Origin of the sequence: Methylobrevis albus, assembly GCF_015904235.1 — a bacterium.
Lineage (GTDB): Bacteria > Pseudomonadota > Alphaproteobacteria > Rhizobiales > Pleomorphomonadaceae > Methylobrevis_A > Methylobrevis_A albus.
Genome location: NZ_JADZLT010000052.1, coordinates 58,416 through 80,250, shown reverse-complemented (window position 1 = coordinate 80,250; position 21,835 = coordinate 58,416). Strand labels below are relative to the sequence as shown.

Annotated in this window: 22 protein-coding genes; 16 read left to right on the top strand and 6 right to left on the bottom strand. The window is 68.2% G+C overall.

The genetic code is table 11. From position 1 onward, the window contains the following. Positions 1–79 precede the first annotated feature (79 nt). The 5 genes from I5731_RS14045 (at position 80) to I5731_RS14025 (ending at position 6,167) form a co-directional block, all read left to right on the top strand. On the top strand, positions 80–1,063 hold the full coding sequence (locus I5731_RS14045; protein ID WP_197312035.1) for an autoinducer 2 ABC transporter substrate-binding protein: 984 nt from the start codon (positions 80–82) through the stop codon (positions 1,061–1,063). Between the two features lie 241 nt (positions 1,064–1,304). Continuing rightward, positions 1,305–2,294, top strand: coding sequence for an ABC transporter permease (locus I5731_RS14040; RefSeq protein ID WP_197312034.1), 990 nt, complete (start codon positions 1,305–1,307; stop codon positions 2,292–2,294). Further along, positions 2,291–3,244, top strand: a complete 954-nt coding sequence (locus I5731_RS14035) for an ABC transporter permease (protein ID WP_197312033.1) — start codon at positions 2,291–2,293, stop codon at positions 3,242–3,244. Before I5731_RS14040 ends, I5731_RS14035 begins: the two co-directional genes overlap by 4 nt. Beyond that, the gene (locus I5731_RS14030; RefSeq protein ID WP_197312032.1) at positions 3,244–4,560 is read left to right on the top strand and encodes a M20 family metallopeptidase; all 1,317 of its coding nucleotides are present in this window, start codon (positions 3,244–3,246) and stop codon (positions 4,558–4,560) included. The genes I5731_RS14035 and I5731_RS14030 overlap by 1 nt, the downstream gene beginning before the upstream one ends. 185 nt (positions 4,561–4,745) lie before the next feature. Next, positions 4,746–6,167, top strand: coding sequence for an amidase (locus tag I5731_RS14025; protein ID WP_197312031.1), 1,422 nt, complete (start codon positions 4,746–4,748; stop codon positions 6,165–6,167). A gap of 330 nt (positions 6,168–6,497) precedes the next feature. Here I5731_RS14025 and I5731_RS14020 read toward each other — a convergent pair whose 3' ends face one another. Further along, complete coding sequence (locus I5731_RS14020; protein WP_197312030.1) at positions 6,498–7,415, bottom strand: AraC family transcriptional regulator; 918 nt, start codon at positions 7,413–7,415, stop codon at positions 6,498–6,500. A 96-nt stretch (positions 7,416–7,511) separates the two neighbouring features. On the opposite strand from I5731_RS14020, the gene I5731_RS14015 reads away from it, so the two are divergent. Next, positions 7,512–8,255: an SDR family oxidoreductase gene (locus I5731_RS14015; protein WP_197312029.1), complete on the top strand. Its 744-nt coding sequence runs from the start codon at positions 7,512–7,514 to the stop codon at positions 8,253–8,255. A 125-nt stretch (positions 8,256–8,380) separates the two neighbouring features. Further along, positions 8,381–9,052: an HAD-IA family hydrolase gene (locus I5731_RS14010; protein WP_407941845.1), complete on the top strand. Its 672-nt coding sequence runs from the start codon at positions 8,381–8,383 to the stop codon at positions 9,050–9,052. A 33-nt stretch (positions 9,053–9,085) separates the two neighbouring features. Here the strand turns inward: I5731_RS14010 and I5731_RS14005 are convergent, their stop codons facing one another. From I5731_RS14005 to I5731_RS13995, 3 genes are all read right to left on the bottom strand, one after another. Then, complete coding sequence (locus tag I5731_RS14005) at positions 9,086–9,427, bottom strand: hypothetical protein (protein ID WP_197312027.1); 342 nt, start codon at positions 9,425–9,427, stop codon at positions 9,086–9,088. Between the two features lie 77 nt (positions 9,428–9,504). Beyond that, positions 9,505–9,723 carry a hypothetical protein gene (locus I5731_RS14000; protein ID WP_197312026.1) on the bottom strand — a complete coding sequence of 73 codons (219 nt, stop codon included), beginning with the start codon at positions 9,721–9,723 and terminating at the stop codon, positions 9,505–9,507. Positions 9,724–9,807: 84 nt separating this feature from the next. After that, complete coding sequence (locus I5731_RS13995) at positions 9,808–10,173, bottom strand: SCO4402 family protein (protein WP_197312025.1); 366 nt, start codon at positions 10,171–10,173, stop codon at positions 9,808–9,810. 501 nt (positions 10,174–10,674) lie between these two features. Here I5731_RS13995 and I5731_RS13990 point away from each other — a divergent pair. The 8 genes from I5731_RS13990 to I5731_RS13955 all read left to right on the top strand — a co-directional run bounded on the left by I5731_RS13990 (position 10,675) and on the right by I5731_RS13955 (position 18,297). Continuing rightward, a complete protein-coding gene (locus I5731_RS13990; RefSeq protein ID WP_197312212.1) occupies positions 10,675–11,160 on the top strand; it encodes a gluconokinase in 486 nt (161 codons plus the stop codon). Then, positions 11,157–11,693: a TRAP transporter small permease gene (locus tag I5731_RS13985; RefSeq protein ID WP_197312024.1), complete on the top strand. Its 537-nt coding sequence runs from the start codon at positions 11,157–11,159 to the stop codon at positions 11,691–11,693. Before I5731_RS13990 ends, I5731_RS13985 begins: the two co-directional genes overlap by 4 nt. After that, positions 11,690–12,967 carry a TRAP transporter large permease gene (locus I5731_RS13980; RefSeq protein ID WP_197312023.1) on the top strand — a complete coding sequence of 426 codons (1,278 nt, stop codon included), beginning with the start codon at positions 11,690–11,692 and terminating at the stop codon, positions 12,965–12,967. The genes I5731_RS13985 and I5731_RS13980 overlap by 4 nt, the downstream gene beginning before the upstream one ends. Before the next feature lie 63 nt (positions 12,968–13,030). After that, positions 13,031–14,026: a TRAP transporter substrate-binding protein gene (locus I5731_RS13975; RefSeq protein ID WP_197312022.1), complete on the top strand. Its 996-nt coding sequence runs from the start codon at positions 13,031–13,033 to the stop codon at positions 14,024–14,026. A gap of 152 nt (positions 14,027–14,178) precedes the next feature. After that, complete coding sequence (locus tag I5731_RS13970) at positions 14,179–15,216, top strand: LacI family DNA-binding transcriptional regulator (protein WP_197312021.1); 1,038 nt, start codon at positions 14,179–14,181, stop codon at positions 15,214–15,216. A gap of 124 nt (positions 15,217–15,340) precedes the next feature. Continuing rightward, entirely contained in the window at positions 15,341–16,612 is a 1,272-nt protein-coding gene (dcm, locus tag I5731_RS13965; RefSeq protein WP_197312020.1) for a DNA (cytosine-5-)-methyltransferase, read from the top strand. Then, entirely contained in the window at positions 16,575–17,072 is a 498-nt protein-coding gene (locus I5731_RS13960) for a very short patch repair endonuclease (protein WP_328838843.1), read from the top strand. The genes dcm and I5731_RS13960 overlap by 38 nt, the downstream gene beginning before the upstream one ends. Then, positions 17,059–18,297 (top strand): type II restriction endonuclease, encoded by a 1,239-nt coding sequence (locus tag I5731_RS13955; RefSeq protein WP_197312018.1) that lies wholly within the window; start codon positions 17,059–17,061, stop codon positions 18,295–18,297. The genes I5731_RS13960 and I5731_RS13955 overlap by 14 nt, the downstream gene beginning before the upstream one ends. A gap of 59 nt (positions 18,298–18,356) precedes the next feature. Here the strand turns inward: I5731_RS13955 and I5731_RS13950 are convergent, their stop codons facing one another. After that, positions 18,357–19,823: an FAD/NAD(P)-binding protein gene (locus tag I5731_RS13950; protein WP_197312017.1), complete on the bottom strand. Its 1,467-nt coding sequence runs from the start codon at positions 19,821–19,823 to the stop codon at positions 18,357–18,359. Then, positions 19,820–21,028 (bottom strand): FMNH2-dependent alkanesulfonate monooxygenase, encoded by a 1,209-nt coding sequence (gene ssuD, locus I5731_RS13945; RefSeq protein WP_197312016.1) that lies wholly within the window; start codon positions 21,026–21,028, stop codon positions 19,820–19,822. The genes I5731_RS13950 and ssuD overlap by 4 nt, the downstream gene beginning before the upstream one ends. 224 nt (positions 21,029–21,252) lie before the next feature. On the opposite strand from ssuD, the gene I5731_RS13940 reads away from it, so the two are divergent. Continuing rightward, positions 21,253–21,798, top strand: a complete 546-nt coding sequence (locus I5731_RS13940; RefSeq protein ID WP_197312015.1) for a flavin reductase family protein — start codon at positions 21,253–21,255, stop codon at positions 21,796–21,798. Positions 21,799–21,835: the final 37 nt, after the last annotated feature.

Sequence of the window (21,835 nt, the reverse complement as noted above, 5' to 3'; positions counted from 1 at the left end):
CTGCAACGACGCAAAAACAACAATGGCTGCAAAGCAATCCAGAGGCGCGGGGGGCCGCGCCGAGACAAGGGGAACCACCATGAAGTCGCTGAAGACCGTCCTCGCCACCGGCGTCGCCGTTCTCGCCCTCGCCGGCGTCGCAATCGCCCAGGAAAAGCCGCGCGTCGCCTTCGTGCCGCAGCTGATCGGCATTCCCTACTTCAACTCGATGGAAGCCGGCGGCCAGAAGGCGGCCGAGGAATTCGGCGTCGAGTTCATCTACACCGGCCCGGTCGACGCCAACCCGATCGACCAGCTGCAGATCGTGCAGAACCTCGTCAACCAGGGCGTCGAGGCGATCTCGATTTCCACGATCGACGCCTCGGCCATCGCTCCGGTCGTCGCCGAGGCGAAGGCGAAGGGCCTGAAGCTCTTCACCTCCGACAGCGACGCCCCCGACAGCGGCCGCGACGTCTACGTCGCCCAGGCCTCCGACCAGGGCCTCGGCGAGACGCTGATCGACCAGCTGGTTTCCCGCATCGGCGAAGACGCCAAGATCGGCTTCGTCTCCGGCGACGCCACCTCGTCGAACCTCAACGCCTGGATCAAGATCATCCAGGACCGGGTCGCCGAGAAGTATCCGAACGTCACCCTGCTCGAGCCGCAGTTCGCCGGCGGCTCGTCCGACCGCGCCGCCCAACTCGCCAGCGACCTGATGACCGCCAACCCGGACCTCAAGGGCCTGATCGCCGTCGCCTCCTCGACCTGCCCCGGCGTCGGCCAGGCGATCGAGACCGCCGGCAAGATCGGCGAAGTGCTCGGCACCGGCTACTGCAGCCCGAACACCGCCCGCTCCTACATCGAAAGCGGCGCGATGGGCTTCACCGTGCTGTGGGATCCGGCGGCGCTCGGCTACCTCACCGTCTGGGCCGGCAAGCAGCTGATCGACGGCAAGCCCTTCGAGGCGTCGAACACCGTGCCCGGCTTGGACCAGCCGATCCCCTACGACGCCGCCACCGGCATCCTGCTGCTCGGCGACCCGACGGTGTTCACCAAGGACAACGTCGGCAACTTCGACTTCTGATCGAAGCAGGTGGGGAGGGGAAAGCCCCCTCCCCACGCGCCAAGTCCCTTCTCCCCTTGTGGGAGAAGGTGCCCGAAGGGCGGATGAGGGGTGCAGCGCCGCGGGCATCAGCAGCCTGTCCACGCGAGGAGAGGCTGCACCCCTCACCCGCCCTTCGGGCACCCTCTCCCACAAGGGGAGAGGGGAATTTCAGCCGCCGCCGCTCAGCTCGGCGCCGCCCCGAACGAGGAACACCCGACGCATGCTCGCAAAGCTCGCCCAGCGCATCGGCGGCCGCGAACTGACGCTGCTCGCCGCCGTCGTCGCGGCGGCGGTGGTGTTCGCGTCGCTGTCGCCGGTCTTCCTGCACCCGAACAACGTCTACGCCATCATCCGCAATAGCACCGAGCTGATGCTGATCGGCCTCGGGCTCACCTTCGTGCTGGCGATCGGCGGCATCGACGTCTCGGTCGGCATGATCCTCGGCATCGCGGCGATCGCCATCGGCAACCTGCTGCTCGCCGGCGTCGACCCCTGGCTCGCCGCCCTCGCCGGACCGCTGGTCGGCCTCGCGCTCGGCGCATTCTCCGGCACGGTCATCGTGCTCGGCCGCATCCCGGCGATCGTCGCCACCATCGGCCTGCTCGGCGTCTACCGCACGACGATCTTCGCGCTGCTCGGCGGCAGCTGGCTGTCGGGCCTGCCCTCGTCGCTGTCGGAGATCTTCGCCGCGCGCATCGCCGGCGTCATCCCGACCTCCTACATCGTGATCGTCGTCGCCTACGCCGCCGCCTTCGTCGTGCTGCGCCGCACGCCCTTCGGCCTGCACCTGCTCGCCGTCGGCAACGCGGAGGAGCGCGCACGGCTCTCCGGCGTCGCGGTGCGGAAGGTCCGAATCGCCGCCTACATGGTGTCGGGGGCGCTTTGCGGCATCGCCGCGACCTTCTACATCGCCAACTACCGCAACGTGGAGATGACCGTCGGCAGCACCGTGGCGCTCGACGCCATCGCCGCCGTGGTGCTCGGCGGCACCTCGATCCTCGGCGGCAAGGCGAGCCTGCTCGGCACCGCGCTCGGCGTCTTGCTGATCCGCATGCTGCAGAACGGCTTCACCATCGTCGGCCTGCCGTCGCTGTGGCAGCCGGTCGTCACCGGCGTGCTCCTGCTGCTCGCCCTGACGCTGGAGCGCGCCGCCGTCGCCGGCCTGTTCCGCCGCCTCGGCGGTCTCGTCGCCGCGCGGAGGACCGCATGATGGCGGCGACCACCTCCACCACGGCGAAGCTCGTCCTGCTGCTGGTCCTCTTCGCCGGCATCCTCGCGAGCTTCGCGCTCTATGAGCCGCGTTTCCTGCAACCCTCGCTCGCCTCGACGGTGCTGCAGTTCGCCTCGATGCTCGCCCTCGTCGCGCTCGGCCAGACGCTGATCGTGCTCGCCGGCGGCGCCGGCATCGACCTCTCGGTCGGCGGCATGGTCTCGCTGTCGGCGATCCTGACCATGATGGCGATGTCCGCCGGGGTGCCCGAGGCGGTGTTTCCGCTCGTTCCCGTGGTGATCGGCGCCCTGCTCGGCGCGGTCAACGGCGTTCTGGTGACGAAGATCCGCATCCTGCCGCTGATCGCGACCCTCGGCACGCTGTTCGTGTTCGGCGGCCTCGCGATGGCACTCACCGGCGGCGCGTCGCTGTCCGGCGTGCCGCAATGGCTGGTGCCGTTCGGCCGCGGCAATCTCGGCGGCGTGCCGTGGCACGTGCTCGTCCTCGTCGTGCCGGCCTACCTCGCGGTCGCCGGCATGCTGACCTTCACGCCCTGGGGCCGCTGGTTTTACGCCATGGGCCACAACGAGCGCGCCGCGCGCCTCGTCGGCATCGACGTCGACCGCATCCGCTTCCTCGCCTACGTGCTGTCGGGCGCGCTGTCGGGCCTCGCCGCTCTCGTCTCGCTCGCCTGGTTCGGCTCGGGCCGGCCGAACATCGGCCAGAACCTCGAGCTCGAATCGCTCGCGGCCGTGCTGCTCGGCGGCGTCGCGATCTTCGGCGGCGCCGGCGGCGTGCTCGGCGTCCTCGTCGCGGTGCTGATGATCGTGACGCTGAAGACCGGGCTGCAGTTCATCAACGTTTCGGCGGTCTGGCAGGTAGGCATCGTCGGTGCCCTGCTCCTGCTCGTGCTGCTCGTCGACCTCATACCCATTCGCCGGAGATCCTGATGTCGGACCTTGAAGCCCGTATCGCCGCCGCCGTCGAGGCGCGCGCCGATCGCATCGCCACCACGTTGATGGACCTCATCAACTTCCCCTCGATCGTGCTCGCCGACCCGACCAAGGCCGGCCCGGGCGAACACGACTGTCAGGTCTACCTGAAGGGCCGGCTCGAGAAGATCGGCTTCGAGACCGACCTCTGGGATCCGGACGGCCCGGCGCTCTATGAAAAGTACAAGGGCGGTCCCGCCGCCCACAAGGGCCGCACCTTTGAGGGCCGGCCCAACCTCGGCGGCCGCCTGAAGGGCAGCGGCGGCGGGCGCTCGGTGTTCCTCACCGGCCACATCGACGTGGTGCCCCCCGGCCCGGCCGAGCACTGGAAGACCGACCCGTTCAACGCGGTGCTGACCAACGAATGCGTCTACGGCCGCGGCGCCGTCGACATGAAGGGCGGCGTCGCCTGCATGCTGATGGCGATCGAGACGCTCAAGGAGCTCGGCGTCGAGCTCTCCGGCGACGTCGTCTGGGGCACCGTGGTCGACGAGGAGATCGGCGGCATGGGCGCGCTCGCCATGGCCGACCGCGGCTGGCGCGCCGACGTCGGCATCATGACCGAGCCGACCGGCAACACCATCGCGCCGATCTGCCACGGCATCATCTGGGCGAAGATCATCCTCGACGGCATCGGCGGCCACGCCGAATTGAAACCGAATTCCTGGTACTCGACCGGCCCGGTCGACGCGATCTGGCTCTGCCGCCAGATCCTCGACGGCATCGACATCCTGAACCGGCGCTGGCAGTTCGACCCGAAGAAGAACCATCCGCTGATGGACCTGCCCAACCAGATCATCCCGACCATGATCAGCGCCGGCGAGCACCCGGCCTCGATGGCCGGCCGCGCCGAGATCACCGTCGACATCCAGTACCTGCCCTCGGAAAAGGACGAGTTCCTGCTCGGCGGCCATGTGAAGCGCGAGTTCGAAGAGCACATCGCCGCGCTCTGCCAGGCCGACCCCTATCTCCGCGAGCACCCCGCCCGCATCGAATGGATCCTCGACGCCGACTGCGCCGAAGTCCCCGCCGACCACGATTTCGTCCGCCTGATGCAGGGCGCCGTCGCCACCGCCGGCCTCTCCCCCACCTTGACCGGCACCGGCGCCCACACCGACATGGGCATCCCCACCGAACTCGGCAAAACCCCCACCCTCAACTTCGGCCCCGGCGACCCGACCCAGGCGCACCAGCCGAACGAGCACGTCTCGGTGACGGACCTCGTCGACTGCACCCGGGCGATCGCGCTGACGATCGCGCGCTGGTGTGCGTGAGAGCGCGTGCGTGAGCCGGAGCGGATGAGACGGTGTGCGTGAGGAACGCTTGTGCGAGACCATCTTCGGGTGGCCTCGCGCGGGTCCGCGCCGCGCCGCGAGTCCCCTTGCCGAACCGGCGCTGGCACCGTCCTTGCTAGCAAATTCCCGCCTTTGACCAGATGCCTGACCCCCGGGAGACACTCGTGGCCGACACCCCGCTGCACTACCGCTCTGCCACCGACCTCGCCGGGCTTGTCGCCCGCGGCGAGATTTCGGCCGTGGAGGTGATGCGGGCGTTCCTCGCGCGGATCGAGGAGCTCAATCCGCAGCTGAACGCGATCGTCTCCCTGCTGCCCGAAAGCGCCGCGCTGGCGCTCGCCGAGGCCGCCGACCGCGCCCGCGCCGCCGGCGAGCCGCTCGGACCCCTGCACGGCCTGCCGACGGCGGTGAAGGACCTCAACCACGTCAAGGGGTTCCGGACGAGCTTCGGCTCGCCGGTCCACGATCACGACCCGGTCGCGACCCGCGACGCGGCGATGGTGGCGAAGCTCCGCGACGCGGGCGCGCTGATCATCGGCAAGACCAACACGCCGTCCTATGGCGTCGGCACCCTCACCTTCAACGACGTCTTCGGCATCACCCGCAATCCCTGGGACCTCGGCCGCCACGGCGGCGGCTCCAGCGGCGGCGCGGCGGCCATCGCCGCGGGCCTGCTGCCGATCGCCGACGGCAGCGACAGCGGCGGCTCGATCCGCTATCCGGCCTCGTTCTGCAACATCGTCGGCCTGCGCACGACCCCGGGCCGCGTCCCCGCCGACGGCTTCGCCGACGCCTGGTCGCCGCATCTCGTGCTCGGACCGATGGGGCGCAGCTCCGAGGATGCCGGCCTGCTGCTGTCGGCGATGGCCGGCCCGACGTCGCTCGGGCCGATTGCGATCGACGAGGACCCGGCGCGCTTCCGCCGCCTCGCCGAGGTCGACCTCGGCCGGGTGCGCATCGCCTGGAGCGCCAATGCCGACGGCCTGCCGATCTCGCCCGAGATCCGCGACGCCTACGCCGGTGCACGCCGGGTGCTCGAGAGTCTCGGCTGCACGATCGACGACGTCGAACTCGATCTCTCCACCGCCGACCGCGCCTGGGAAGCCGTCGAGATGTTCGGCTTCTATATCGACGCCCCCGAGGCGGCCTGGGCCAATCCGGACAAGCTGCGGCCGGACTATCTGCGCAACATCCGCCAGGGCCGCGAAACCCCGGCCGACGAACTCGCCTTCGGCATCCGCGAGCGCACCGCGATCTTCGAGCGCACCGCCCGCCTGCTGCAGGACTACGACGTGTTCGTCACCCCGGCGACGCCGGTTTCCGCGCCCCCGGCCGAGGTCGAATGGGTGGCGGAGATCGACGGCACGGTGCTCGACCGCTACTTCAAGTGGCAGCGGCTCGCCTGCCGCGTCACCATGACCAGCCACCCCGTGCTGGTCACCCCCGGCGGCTTCACCGGCACGGGCCTGCCCTTCGGGCTGCAGATGGTCGGCCCGGTTCGCGGCGAGCACAAGCTGCTGTCGCTCGGCCACGCGATCGAAACGGCGACCGGCTGGGTGGGCCAGCGCCCGACGGGGGTGGCGTAGCGGGTGGTCTTCCGGGGCGGATGAACCGGCAGAGCTGGCCTCCTCCTGCTGTCCGTTGCAGCGCGACGACATGGGCCGGCGCACCCGGCCTCGCCCTTCGAGACAGCCGCTGCGCGGCTTCCTCAGGATGAAGCCTCCGGTCGTTTTCTGTTTTAAGACAAAAGTTTGCCCCTTTTCCCTCATCCTGAGGAAGCCGCGCAGCGGCTGTCTCGAAGGGCGAGGGAAAAGCCGGGGCGCCGGCGAGATTGAGGCCGTGTAGCTTCGCGATTTGCCAACGGCCCCCGGCTGCTTGGCCCGGAATCGAGACGGCCGAATCGGACTGCAGTGGCCTCAATCCCGAAGCGCATCCCGCCCGAACCGCCCCGGCGGCGTGCCGACATGCCGTGCGAACGCCGTGCTGAACGTGCTCGCCGAGCCGTAGCCGACGCGGCGGGCGACGTCGTCGAGGGCGTGGGCGCGGCTGCGTAGCAGGTCTTTCGCGAGCGCCATGCGCCAGGCGAGGAGATACTCCATCGGGCGCAGGCCGACTGTGCGGCTGAAGCGCTCGAAGAAGGCCGAGCGCGAGAGGCCGGCCTCGCCCGCGAGCGCCGCGACGGTCCAGGCGCGCTCGGCATCACCGTGCATCCGGCGCAGCGCGGTGGCGATCCGCGCGTCGGCGAGGCCGCGCAGCAGGCCCGGCGGGGCGCCCGGCCCCTGCGCGGCGCGCAGCGCCTCGACCAGCAGGATCTCGACCAGCCGCGTCAGCACCAGCTCGCGCCCCGCGCGCTGCCCGCCCGCCTCGTCGCCGAACAGGCGCACCAGCGCCGCGAGCCGGTCGTCGCCGTGGATGTGGATCATCGCCGGCAGCAGCGACACGATCAGGCCGGCATCGGGCGACTCGAACAGGAAATACCCACCGCGCAGCCGCACGTCGGCCGGACCGTCGGCTCGCCCGTGGCGCACCTCCTCGGCCGCAGCGCCCGCTTCCGGATCGCTCGCACGCGGATCGATCGGCCGCGGCGTCGCCGGCGCGAGGCTCGACATGGTGAAGGCCGGCGTTGCGGGCAGCAGCACGAAATCGCCCGCCGCGAGCACCACCGGCGCCTCGCCGACGACGGCCAGCCGGCACTCCCCCTCCAGCACGGCGCAGAAGCCCGGCTGCCCGAAGGCGGTGTAGCTGACCGCCCAGCGCCCCGCCCCGCTGATGCCCTTGGCAAAGATCGCGCGCGGGCGGAGCAGCGCGATCACTTGCGCGAGGGGATCTGACATACCGGACTCTCGCCAATGAAATACGGACCAATGATCGATGAAGGTCCAGATTGGCCGGTCTATCCTGCGCTTGTCAACACCAAGGAGAGACCCGCCATGAAGATCGTCCTGATCACCGGCTGCTCGTCCGGCTACGGCCTCGAGACCGCCCGCCACTTCCACGCGCTCGGCTGGACCGTCATCGCCACCATGCGCACCCCGCGCGCCGACGTGCTGCCGCCGTCCGAGCGGCTGCGCCTCTTGGCGCTCGACGTCACCGACGCCGCCAGCATCGCGGCGGCGGTGGAAGCCGCCGGGCCGATCGACGTGCTGGTCAACAATGCCGGCGTCGGCGTCGTCGGCGCCTTCGAGGCGACGCCGCTGGCGCACGTCCGCCACGTCTTCGAGACCAACACCTTCGGCGTGATGGCGATGACGCAGGCGGTGATCCCCGGCATGCGCGCCCGCCGCTCGGGCGTGATCGTCAACGTGACGTCGAGCGTCACCCTCGCCGCGATGCCGCTCGCCGCCGCCTATACCGCCAGCAAGCTGGCGATCACCGGCTTCACCGGATCGCTGGCGCACGAACTCGCGCATTTCGGCATCGGGGCGAAACTGGTCGAGCCGGGCTATGCGCCGACGACGCGCTTTGCCCACAACACCGCGGTCGACGTCGCCGACCTCATCCCCGCGCCCTACGCCGATTTCGCCGCACCGATCTTCGCGGCCTATGCCCAGCCGGCGCTGACGACGCGGGAGAGCGACGTCGCCGAAGCGGTGTTCGCCGCGGCCAACGACACCACCGGCCGGCTGCACTTCCCGGCCGGCGCCGACGCGGTCGCCCTCGCCCGCGCCGCGTGAAAGCCGCGCCCGCCGGCCGCCATCTCCCGGCGACCGGCGCCGGCTTCCCGTGCTAGAAGCGTCGCCGGCGCCGCCGGAGCGGGCCACCCCACCCGACGATGCGAGGACGGCAGGACGTGACGGACATCTTTGCAGGCGCTTGCTTCGACGCCGTCCTCTTCGACATGGACGGCACGCTCCTGACCTCGATCAGGACCACCGAACGCGTCTGGTCGGCCTGGGCGCTGGCGCACGGGCTCGACCCGGTCGTCTTCCTGCCGACGATCCACGGCGTCCGGTCGGTCGAGACGATCGCCAACCTCGGCCTGCCCGGCGTCGACCCGGTGGCGGAAGCCGCCGCGATCACCCGGGCCGAGATCGCCGACGTCGACGACATCGAAGCGATTGGCGGCGCCGCCGCATTCCTCGCCGCCCTGCCCGCCGGACGCTGGGCGATCGTGACCTCGGCGCCCCGCCTGCTCGCCGTCCGCCGGCTGGAGGCGGCCGGCTTGCCTGTGCCGCCCGTGATGATCACGGCGGAAGACGTCAGCCGCGGCAAACCCGCGCCCGACTGCTTCGTCCTCGCCGCCGCCCGCCTCGGCGTCGCCCCCGAGCGCTGCCTCGTCTTCGAGGACGCGGCCGCCGGCATCACGGCCGCCGAAGCCGCAGGTTGCGCCGTCGCGGTGATCACGGCGACGCACCGGCACGCCGTCGAGACCTCGCACCGGACCTTGACGGACTACACGGCGCTGCAGGTGCTGCCTTCGGATGCGGGGATCAGCCTGCGGTGCTTCGGCGCCAGCCCGGCCGCCACCTGACCCTTTCGCGCCCATCGACAACGAAGGCTGCCTCTAGACTTTTCTGAATTGTGGCGGAATACCTCGTTTTATATCGTCGATGTAAGTATCCATGACGATAAATTCTCCGCGCACCAACCCGTTTTTCTTCCACCACTCTATAAGAGGGCCCGCGCCGCCCGACCGATCGGTTGCGAAAGGAATGCCGATGTCTCTCAAGAACCCCAGAATCTGAGCTGCCTCGATCTCTGAGGCAGGCTCAATGGCAAACAAGTTTCTATAGTTCTCGTTCCTTCGAAATCCTCGCTCTTCAAGGGCAATTTTGATTTCGCCATCAACTTCGTCGACATTTATCACTTCTCGAGTAAAATAACTGACGAAGGTTGGAACGTTCACCTCGGGTTGATTCCTTGTTAAAAATGAAAGAATGCATTTTTGCAATTGCAGGTATAATTGCGATGAGCCCATAGAAATCAGACTTCCTCCGAAACGACACCGATTGTTTTCATGGTGTCGTTGAACTCGGCCAACCTGGCTGCGTCGTCGAAATCAATTTCGATCGGAATTCCGGCGAGAAAGGCTTCGACCCGTTGTTTGGCATCCGTCAGAGACAGTCCGGTGTGGCTTCTGATGACGCAGATCAGGGTAACGACCTCAACGCCGGGTTGCCACGATTTCAGAATGACCTTCATGGCCCGCTCCCCGTGCGGCTCTGGCGCGACGAGCCGGCGCACGGCGGTCAGACGGTGACCTGGCCGCAGCCCGGCTCGAGCCCTCTACAGACCGAAGACGTCTGACGCCTCACGCGCCGACCGAATGACGTCGACCCATTCCGGCTTCGAGATGTCGTCGGCATCGGCGAGCTCCGTGCCGTACCTGCCGAAGATCAATTCCAGACTATCGCACAGTTTCTTGATCGCCGCCGCCTCGGCTGCGGTTTCGAGAATGAACCCGATCGTACGTTCCGGATCTTCCGAGAGAAGCGTGTCATCGAACAGGAAATGGACGTGCAAGCCGAAATCTTCGTACTCGACGCCCGCGGGAAACTTGCCGTGCACCCAGCAGTCGATCTGGCATCGGGCATTGCCGAGACACCTGAGGGTGCCGAGAAGTTCGGCGCGCATGCTTTCATACTTGACCATGGCGCGCTCCGGCCCGGCATCCGTGCATGACCGGCGGCATCGCCAGCTCGGCGGGGACGAACGCACGGCCCTCCTCCGGCATGCATCCTGCCGCCCCGCCTCCCCCCACTTCAAGGCCCGCATGTCCGCGGCGACGAGCCTGAAGGCGCCGGTTCGTAACAGCGCTTGGTCGTGCTGAGAAAAGCCTGCATTTCGCCGGCCTTCGAGCCGCGCGAGCCATCCCCCTGACAGCTCGGGCGGCGTCTTTGCAGCCCGCCCCCCCGAGGGGATGCGATGCTCGCGGACCGTGTCTCGCTACGCCCAGGCGGCCGGGATCAGGCCTGCGCCAATGCAATGTCCGGTCGGGGCCGGACGCGCGCCATCCACACCGAACCGGCTTTCAATCGATTGACCCCGGCGCAAAGATAGCGCTATCTTTCACGCCAGCGCCGCAAGAGCGCGGGGCGAACACGCCCGATCGGCTTGGGAGGGTCGGTGTTGCATGTCGGACCGGTCTTGGTGATGGGGGTTGCCGGCTGCGGCAAGTCCACCGTCGGTGAGGCGCTCGCCGCGGCGCTCGGCAGCCCGTTTCTCGAGGGCGACAGCCTGCATCCGCCGCGCAACATCGCGCTGATGAGCAGCGGCCGCCCGCTCGAGGACGCCGACCGTGCCGCCTGGCTCGACGACATCGCGGCCCATATCGCCCGGTCGTCCGATGAAACCGGTATCGTGGTCGCCTGCTCGGCGCTGAAGCGCGGCTACCGCGACATCCTGCGCCGCCCGAAGCGCGGCGGCTTCTTCCTCCATCTCGACGGACCACACGCGGTGCTGGCGCGCCGCATGGCGGAGCGGACCGGCCACTTCATGCCCCCCGCCATGCTGGACAGCCAGTTCGCGATCCTCGATCCGCTCGGCGATGACGAGGCGGGCCTGACGGTCTCGGTCGAGACGCCGGTTGCCGACATCGTGAAACTGGCCGTTGCGGCCCTGTCGCGGAGAGAGCGATGACACGCCTTGCAGACCGCCTGCAGCGCTGGACCGAATATCTGATGGCCTTGCTGCTCGGCCTGATCATGGTCCTGCTGTTCGCCAATGTCGTCGGCCGCTACGTCTTCCACTCCGGCATCGCGGTCGCCGACGAGGTCTCGCGGCTCGCCTTCGTCTGGCTGATCTTCCTCGGGGCGATCATCGCGGTGCGCGAGCGCTCGCACATCGGCATCGACATGGTGGTGCGCGCAATGCCCGTCTGGGGCCGGCGCCTGTCGCTGGTGTTCTGCAACGCGCTGATCCTGTTCGCGCTGGCGCTGTTCGCGCAAGGGAGCTGGACCCAGACGCTGGTCGGCTTGCGCACCGTGTCGCCGCTCACCGGCCTCCCCGTCGCCGTCTTCGCCGCGGCCGGCCTCGCCTCCGCCATCGGCATGGGCCTCATCTACCTGATCGATACCCTGCGCGCCCTCCTCGGCCGGCTCGATGCCGACGAACTCGTCCAGGTGCAGGAAACCGTCGACGTCGCCGACGTCCACCCGGATGCAAAGCCATGACAATCCTGATTTTCACCGGGGTCCTGCTCGGGCTGATGGTGTTCGGCATGCCGATCGCCTTCGCGCTGATGCTGTCCGGCATCGCGCTGATGATGCACCTCGGCTATTTCAACGCCCAGCTCATCGCGCAGAACATGATCGCCGGCGCCGACAGCTTCCCGCTGCTGGCGGTGCCGCTGTTCCTGCTCGCCGGCGAGCTGATGAACGCCGGCGGCATCTCGCGGCGCATCGTCGACCTCGCCGTGTCGCTGTTCGGGCACATGCGCGGCGGCCTCGGCTACGTCACCATCGGCGCGGCCTTGCTGCTGGCCAGCCTCTCCGGCTCGGCGATCGCCGACACCGCGGCGCTCGCGACCATCCTGATCCCGATGATGCGCGGCGCCGGCTACGACATGAACAAGTCGACCGGGCTGATCGCGTCGGGCGGCGTCATCGCGCCGATCATCCCGCCGTCGATGTCGTTCATCATCTACGGGGTGGCGACCAACGTCTCGATCACCAAGCTGTTCATGGCCGGCATCGCCCCCGGCCTGATGATGGCGGGAGCGCTGGTCGCCACCTGGACCTTCGTCGCGCGCAAGGGCGACACGCCGACCATTCCCCGCCAGAGCTGGTCGGCGCGGCTGCGGGCGCTCGCGGGGGCCGGCTGGGCGCTGATGCTGCCGGTGATCATCATCGGCGGCCTGCGCTTCGGCCTGTTCACGCCGACGGAGGCCGCCGTCGTGGCGGCCGTCTACGCCCTGTTCGTCGGCATGTTCGTCTACCGCGGCATCAAGGTGGCGGACCTGCCCGAACTGTTCGTGAAGGCGGCCAAGACGACGGCCGTCGTCATGTTCCTCGTCGCGGCGGCCCTCGTCACCTCGTACATGATCACGCTCGCCAACCTGCCGCGCCAGGTGATCGAACTGCTCGGCCCCCTCGTCGAGCAGCCCAAGCTGCTGATGCTGATGATCGTGGTGCTGCTGACGGTGGTCGGCACCGCCATGGACCTCACCCCGACAATCCTGATCCTTGGGCCCGTGCTGGCGCCGATCGCGCGGGCGGCCGGCATCGACCCGCACTATTTCGGCGTGATCTTCGTCATGGTCGGCGCGGTCGGCCTGCTGACGCCCCCGGTCGGCACAGTGCTCAACGTCGCGGCGGGGGTTGCAAAGATCAGGCTCGAGGGCGTGATCAGCGGCGCCTGGCCCTATGTCGTCGCCTATACCACCCTGATCCTGCTGTTCATCCTCGTGCCGGAGCTCATCACCGTTCCGGCGAGCTGGCTCTACTAGAAGAACCCGAGATCCGCAGTCGGCGGTACCGGCTAAGACTTAAGTTCAATCGGAGGAAACACCATGAAGAAGGCAATGCTGGCCATGCTGGCCCTGGCGCTCGGCACCGTTCCGGCGCTGGCGCAGGACGTAACCATCCGCTTCGGCTACGGGCTCAACGAGGAGAGCACCCAGGGCGAGGGCGCGCGGTTCCTCGCGAAGGAAATCGACCGCCTCAGCGAGGGGCGCCTGAAGATGGACACCTTCGGCGGCGGCACGCTCGGCCCGGACCTGCAGATGCAGAACGCGCTGATCGGCGGCGCCCAGGAGATGATGGTCGGCTCCACCGCCACCCTCGTCGGCCTGATCCCCGACTTCGGCGTCTGGGACGTGCCGTTCCTGTTCGCCAACGAGAAGGAAGCCGACCATGTGCTGGACGGCCCGGCGGGCCAGGCGCTGCTCGAGACGCTCGACGCCCAGGGCCTCGTCGGCCTCGTCTACTGGGAGAACGGCTTCCGCAACCTGACCAACAGCGTGCGCCCGATCGCGACCGCCGAGGATCTCGCCGGCATCAAGCTGCGCGTCATGCAGAACCCGGTGTTCCTCGACACCTTCGCCGCCACCGGCGCGAGCCCGATCCCGCTGGCCTTCTCCGAGCTCTTCACGGCGCTCGAGATGCGCACGGTGGACGGCCAGGAGAACCCCGTTACGACGATCCAGTCGTCGCGCTTCTTCGAGGTGCAGAAGTATCTGACCATCACCAACCACGTCTACAGCCCGTGGATCGTGCTCGCCAGCAAGTCCTGGTGGGACGGCCTCAGCGCCGCCGACCAGGAGGTGATCCGTCAGGCCGCCGTCGCCTCGCGCGACTTCGAGCGCGAGTATTCGCGCGCGGCGTCGAGCAAGGCCGTCGAGGCGCTGAAGGCCGAGGGCATGGAAGTCACCGTGATGACGCCCGAGGAGCTCGCCAAGGTCGCGGCGATGGCCGATCCGGTGATCTCCAAGGTGACCGGGGCGCTCTCGCCCGAGGTCTGGAACGCCGTGCAGGCCTCGCTCGCCGAAGTCCGTACCGCGAACTGACAGCCCGGCCGGGGCCGCTTCGGCGGCCCCGGCCCTCGCGTCGCCGCGTCGGCGCGGTCATCATGCCAATTGACAGCTGATGGTACGAACGCTTCATGGTGCCGCGCTCGGGTGCCGCCGGGGCGCAGTCGCAGGGGTGAAAACGTCGCCAGATGGCCAGAGTCCGTCGTGGGTCCGGTAAGCCGACCTTGCAGGAGGTTGCGCAAGCGGCGGATGTGAGCCCGGCCACCGCCTCCCGCGTGCTGCGCAATCCGGACGCGGTCTCCGAGCCCCTGCGCCGCCGTGTCCAGAAGGCGGTCGAGAAGCTCGGCTACGTCACCAATCTCGCGGCCAGCCAGCTCGCCGCCGCCCGCACCAACGTCATCGGCGTCATCATCCCGTCGATCACCAATTCGGTGTTCTCCGAGGTGCTGCGCGGCATCTACGACGCGGTGGACGACACGCCCTACCAGATCCAGCTCGGCACCACCGAGTATTCCCAGCTCCGCGAGGAAAACCTCGTCCGCGTCTTCGCCGGGCAGAGCCCGGCCGCCCTGCTCGTCACCGGCACCGAACACACCGCCGAGGCGGTGCGGCTGCTGAAGGGCTGCCAGTGCCCGATCGTCGAGATCATGGAGCTGACCGCCGAGCCGATCGACATGCAGGTCGGCTTCTCGCACGAGGCCGCCGCCGCCGAAGGCACCGAGCACCTGCTCGCGCGCGGCTACCGCCGCGTCGCCTTCCTCGCCGCCCAGATGGACCGCCGCTCGCAGCAGCGCCTCGCCGGCTACACCCGGGTGATGCAGGCGCGCGGCCTCTACGATCCCGCCCTGATCGTGACGACGACGAAGCCCTCCTCCGTCTCGGTCGGCTCCAGCCTCTGCTCGGAGCTGTTCGCCCGCCCCGTCGGCGCCGACGCCATCCAGGCCAACAACGACGACATCGCCCTCGGCGCGATGTTCGAGTGCCTCCGCCGCCGCGTGCGCATCCCCCAGGACCTCGGCATCCTCGGCTTCAACGACGTCGACACGATGAGCGCCGCCTGCCCCTCGATCTCCAGCATCCTGACCCACCGCTACGAACTCGGCGCCACCGCCATGCACATGCTGCTCGCCGCGATCGCGGAGAAGCGCCCGGCGGACGCGACGGTGGAGATGCCGTATCGGCTGATCGAGCGGGAGAGTACGGGGAGGCGGGAGGGCGGGGCTTAGGGTTCGCCCCTTGATACAGACTGAAACCCGTCGCCGCCCGTCGCGGTGCAAATATTCTTGTTTTGTTCTTGTTTTCCTGTGTCAGATGTTGCAATAATGATAAAAATTGACCCAGGGGCAAAGCATGCTTGATGAGAGCCGTTCCAACTTTTCCCGACTCCGCGAACGGGCAGGCATATCCGTTGAGGCGTTAGCGCCCCTCGTGGGCTACTCACCTGCGACGGTATATCGTTGGGAACGAGGCGAGTCCTTGCCTCGGCAAGCGGCCCTTACAGTGCTGGAAGACCTAGTGCGCGGTCGCGGCGGACCTGAATTGAAGGAGCCCGCGTTCCGTTTCATTGACTTGTTCGCAGGCATCGGCGGGATTCGCCGGGGCTTTGAACCATTCGGCGGCAAGTGCGTTTTCACCTCGGAATGGGACCGCTGGGCGCAGACGACCTACAGTGCGAATTTTCCCCATGACGATCACGAGATTACCGGTGACATTACCAAGGTCAAGGCGGAGGACATACCGGAGCACGATCTTCTTCTTGCCGGATTCCCCTGCCAGCCATTCAGTATAGCCGGAGTGTCGAAGAAAAACGCTCTTGGCCGCGCGCATGGCTTCGCAGATGAAACACAGGGAACACTCTTCTTTGACGTAGCGCGGATCATTGCCGAGCATCGGCCAAAGGCATTTCTGCTTGAGAACGTGAAAAACCTAGTGAACCATGATCGCGGGCACACCTTCAAGGTGATCATGGCGCGACTGCGGGATCTTGGATATCACGTTCCCACGCCGCGCGTAATCAACGCCAAGGGATATGTGCCACAGCACCGGGAGCGCATCCTGATCGCAGGCTTTCGCGAAGAGTGTGATTTCACCTTCGACGATCTAGACGTGCCGTCCCCATTGAATGGGCCGAGACTCAGCTCGATCCTGCATCCGGAAGACGGCACAGAGACGCCCGAGCGGCCGTTTACAGGCCCCGACGGCAGGGTGAGCCAGAAGTATGTGCTGACCGATCATCTCTGGCGTTACCTGCAAGACTACGCCGCGAAGCACCGGGCGGCGGGGAACGGCTTCGGCTTCGGGCTCGTCGGGCCGGGAGACGTTGCCCGCACTCTGTCCGCGCGCTATTATAAAGATGGCTCGGAAATTCTTATCGATCGAGGACCGGAGAACAACCCGCGGCGCCTGACGCCGCGCGAATGCGCCCGACTCATGGGCTTCGACCGCTCCGGCAGTCCGCAATTCGTTATCCCGGTTTCAGATACGCAGGCTTACAAGCAATTCGGAAATTCGGTCGCGGTTCCGGTGATCGAAGCGGTTGCTCGACACATGGCGCCGTGGATAACGACTAAGGCTTCGCTAGACGTTGCCTCCGAACAAGAACGGCCCCAACTCTTTGCCTGACGTCGTTGACGCCGCAACCCGAAGCCGGATGATGTCAGGAATCCGCGGGAAAGACACGCAGCCGGAGATGATTGTACGGCGCGGTCTTCATTCCCGGGGCTTCCGGTTCCGGCTCCACGACAAACGGTTGCCCGGCTCGCCCGATTTGGTGTTCCCTGGCCGTCGCGCCGTGATCTTTGTCCACGGCTGCTTTTGGCACGGGCACAGCTGCCATTTGTTCCGGATGCCCGCCACGAGACAAGAGTTCTGGTGCTCAAAGATCGAAGGAAATACAGCCCGGGACAAGGTGGTGGAGGCCACCCTTGTTGCGGACGGCTGGCGGGTGCTGACAATCTGGGAATGCGCACTCAAGGGGCGCGAACGCCTGCCGGTAGATACTGTGCTGGACAGGGCCGCCGCGTGGCTGGTGGCTGGTCCGGGACCAGAGACGATTGCGGGAGGGGCGAATGGCGCTGTCTGATTTGACGGATTGGCTTGGCGAGTTCTGCGCACCTGGCATCGCACTTTGCGTCAAACGACTCTCCGGCAACGACACGCTTGCCAACGGCACCCATCAGGCAGGTCCTTATATCCCAAAGGAGTTCCTTTTCCGCATCTTCCCGACGATCAACAGGACGGACGAGAAGAACCCGGTTTACTGGTTTGAACTGGCCGTCGATTCTCATTTGGACGTACGGAAAGTCCGGGCAGTCTATTACAATTCCAAGCGCTTTGAGGGGAAGGCGAACGGAAGGGATGAAACCCGGCTGACGAACTTCGGCGGGGGTGCCTCGGCGCTTTTGGATGCCGAGAGTACCGGCGCGCTATCCATTTTTGCCTTCCCGCTCAACGACAATGGCGCGGCGATTGGCTGCCATGTGTGGGTTTGCCGCAACGAAGTCGAGGAAGACACTGCCGAGGAGCGTTTCGGACCGGTTGAGCCCGGGCGCTTCATCATGTGGTCTCCCGAGCAACCCGGGCTGTTTCCGCCCTTCGCGGCAGGTCCGGCGAAGTGCTGGCTCGATCCGGGCGATATCCCGCCCACCTGGGTGGCGAAGTTTCCGACCGGCGCTGAAATCGTGCGAAAAGCGGTGGAGCTTCGGGCGGAGCATGGCATGCCGCCCGACAAGCGGCTTCTGCGGCGGCGCGAATGCGAGTTTGAAATCTTCCGCAGCGTGGAGGCCGCGGTGGAGTTCCCCGCGATCCACGCCGGCTTCACGAACTTGGACGATTTCATTTCCCGTGCACAGACCGTGCTGCAACGGCGCAAAGCCCGATCGGGACGATCCCTGGAACTTCACACCCGGGAAATCCTGATCGAGGAGCAGTTCCGCGAAGGAACCGATTTCCAGCACGGCCCTCAATCGGAACCTGGCAAGCGGCCGGATTTTTTGTTTCCATCGCAGGCTGCCTATCGTGACCCGACCTTCCCTGCGGCCCGGCTCCGGATGCTCGCCACCAAGACTACATGTCGCGACCGCTGGAGGCAGGTCATAAACGAGGCTGACCGCATCCCGGTGAAGCACCTGCTGACCTTGCAGGAGGGCGTATCTGAGGCGCAGTTTCACGAGATGACGCAGGCCAAAGTGCAACTCGTGGTCCCCGAACCGCTGATGGCAAAGTATCCCGCAAGCATCCGAACCGACATCATGACGCTTGAGAGCTTCTTGGGGGACCTGCGGCTTTTGGTGCCGGGAGCACCGTAACGACCAGCGGTGCGCCAGGCACTCTGGCCGCCAAAGGTTGTACCGTCCGCCCGGCCACCTCAAGCCGCGTCGCGCTTCCCGAGGCCGAGGGCGATGCGTGCCTCGCTGGCGATGAACAGGGCGTAGTCCGCGACCTGCGGCAGGCCCATCAGTTCGCCGAAGGTGCCGCGGGCGAGTGGGCCGGCGACGAGCAGGGTCGGCGATGTCCCGCCGCGGCCGACCGCGCGGCCATGCGCGTCACAGGCGAGGCCGAGGCCGACGTCGTCGAGCCGGACGAGGCCCTGGCGTTCGAGGTCGGCGAGATAGGGCTGCGCCGCGAGGATGCCGCGGTGCGCCGGCCCGGTCGTCACGACCACGGCGTCGAAGACGTGCGCCGCCGCGGCGCGGTCCCCGCGGCGGCGGAGGTCGACGCGGATCGCCTCCCCCGCCACCCGTGCGCCGGTGACGTGCGCGGCGGCGATCTCCAGGCGGCCGGTGGTGAGGCCGGCCACGATGGCATCCTCGACCTGCGGCGCGACGCGGAAGCGGTGGACATCCCAGAACGGCCGCAGGTGCCGCACCAGGCGCCGGCGCTCGGCGAGCGGCAGGGCGGCCCAGACCGCCCCGCCCTGCAGGCGGAGCGCGTCGAAGACGGCATGCCAGCTCGAACCGGCCGCGTCGGCCTGCGCCACCTCCGCCCTGACCCGCGCCAGCAGCGCCCGCGCGCTGGTCGACGGAGCGGTGACGAAGTCGCCGCGTGGCTCGGCCGGCCGCGCCGCATGGCCGCGCGAGCGCAGGCCACGCCGCGAGACGGCGACGATCGGCCCGCGATGGCCGCGCGCGCCGAGCGAGGCGATGATGTCGGCGGCCGTCAATCCGTTGCCGACGACGAGCACGCGGTCGTCCGGTCGGATCGCCGCCAGCGCCCCCGGCCGGGTCGGGTCGGCGACGAAGCGCGGATGGTCGTGCAGCGCCGCGGCGAGCGGCGCGGGCGCTGCCGGCGGCGGATGGCTGGTGGCGATCACCACCACGTCGGCGAACACGACGCTGCCGCCGTCGCCGGTGACGCGCCAGCGCCCGTCGTGCCGCCCGTCGTCCCGGCCGTCGACGCGGGAAACCTTGACGACGCGCTCGGCGACCTGCGTCACCGCCCCCGACTGCAGCAGCGGCGCGAGGTGCGCCGCGACATAGCGCCCGAAGATCTCGCGCCTTGGAAACAGCGAGCCGTCGGGCCGCAGCGCCTCCGGATCGGCCAGCCCCGACGCCCGCAGCCAGCGCAGGAAATGGTCCTCGTCCGACGGGACCAGGCTCATCTTCGCCGCCGGCACGTTGATCCGGTGCACCGGGTCGGCGGTGTCGTAGGCGAGCCCGCCGCCGAGCAGGCGGCGCGGCTCGAACACCGTCACCGCCGGCCGCTGGCCCGCCGCGAAGCCGAGGTGCCAGGCGATCGCCGCCCCGGTGAAGCCGCCGCCGATGACGACGACGGTGGGCGCCGTTCCGTCCGGCCGCGACCGGCTGGCCGCGTCCGCGGTGCCGGCGATCGTCACGAGGCCGAAGCCTTCAGGTTCGGCCGGATCGCGTTGGCGATGGTCTCGCCGAACGGGCCGGTGTTGACGCTGCTGTGCTGGGTCTTGACCGGATGGGCGAGCGGCAGCTTCGGCAGCACCAGCTCGCCGAAGCGCCAGGCCTCCTCGAGGTGCGGGTAGCCCGACAGGATGAAGCTGTCGATGCCGATGCGGCGATACTCGTCGATCCGCTCCGCCACCTGCTCGGGATTGCCGACCAGCGCCGTGCCGGCGCCGCCGCGCACGAGGCCGACGCCGGCCCAGAGGTTCGGCGAGATCTCGAGCTTGTCGCGGCGGCCGCCGTGCAGCTTGCTCATGCGGCTCTGGCCGACCGAATCCATCCGCGCGAAAACCGCCTGCGCCGCGGCGATGGTCTCGTCGTCGACATAGCGGATCAGGCTCTCCGCCGCGGCCCAGGCCTCGGCCTCGGTCTCGCGCACGATGACGTGCAGCCGGATGCCGAAGGTGAATTCGCGCCCCGCGGCATCGGCGGCGGCCTTGGCGATACGGACCTTCTCGGCGACGTCCGCCGGCGGTTCGCCCCAGGTGAGGTACTTGTCGATCGTCTTCGCAGCGACCTTGATGCCGGCCTCCGACGAACCGCCGAAGTAGAGCGGCGGATGCGGCGTCTGCTTCGGCGGGAACAGCAACCGGCCGTCCTCGATGTGGAAGTGGGCGCTCTTGTGCTCCACCGTCTCGCCGGCGAGCAGGCGCTTGTAGATGTCGAGGAACTCCTCGGTCACCTCGTAGCGCTCGGCATGGCTCTGGTGGATGCCGTCACCCTTGTTCTCGACCGGGTCGCCGCCGGTGACGACGTTGACGAGCAGCCGGCCGTTGGAGATCCGGTCGAGCGTCGCGGTCATGCGGGCGGCGAGCGTCGGCGACAGCAGGCCCGGGCGAACGGCGACGAGGTAGCGCAGCCGCTTCGTCAGCGGCGCCAGCGCCGAGGCGACCACCCAGCTGTCCTCGCAGCTCCGGCCCGTCGGGATCAGCACGCCGTAGTAGCCGAGCGTATCGGCCGCCTGCGCCACCTGCGTGAGATAGTCGAGATCGACCTCGCGCCCGCCCTTGGCCGTGCCGAGGTACCGGCTGTCGCCGTGCGTCGGCAGGAACCACAGCACGTTGATCCGCTCGGGAACCGGGACGGGCGCCGCATCCGTCGGGGTCGCAACCTGGTCCGTCGACATGCCTGATCTCCTGTTATCCGGCCGCCAGCCGCGCCCTCGCGCCGGCGCCGCCCGGATGGAATAGCTTTCTCTTCCTCCCGATATAAACGCTATAAACTTAGTCGACAATTCTGGTTTATCGGCAGCAATATCGGCATCGGTCCCATCAGGGTCCGCCGCCGAACCGCGCCCGCCGGAGCCACCCGACGCATCCAAAATCTTGCCGTGAGCCAGAGGCCTTGCCGATGAATGTTGCCCTGAACCAGCACCCCGCCGCAGCGGCCGGGACGCCGCCCGCCGGGCTGCACGACCTCGACCCCGCCGCGCTGAAGATCGCCATGCGCAGCCTCGCCGGCGGCGTCTCGGTGATCACCGCCGGCAGCGGCGACGACCGGACCGGGGCCACCGTCACCTCGGCCACGTCGCTGTCGGTCGAACCGCCGACGATGATCGTCAACATCAACCTCGCCTCGTCGTCCTGGCCGGTGATCCGCCGCCACGGGCACTTCTGCGTCAACATCGTGCGCCACGACCAGCAGCCGATCGCCGACCGCTTCGCCGGTCGCGGCGGCCTCAAGGGCGTCGCCCGCTACGAGGGCGCCGACTGGACCACGCTGATCACCGGCGCCCCGGTGCTGATCGGCGCCCTCGCCGCCATCGACTGCGAGGTCGAGGAGGCGATCGAGCGGCACAGCCACGCCATCATCCTCGGCCGCGTCCGCGCCATCGCCCACGGCAGCGGCGACCCGCTCGTCTACGCCAACGCCCGCTACGGCACCTTCCTGCCCTGACCCGTCCCCATGACCCGCAACACCGGGATCAGTCGCA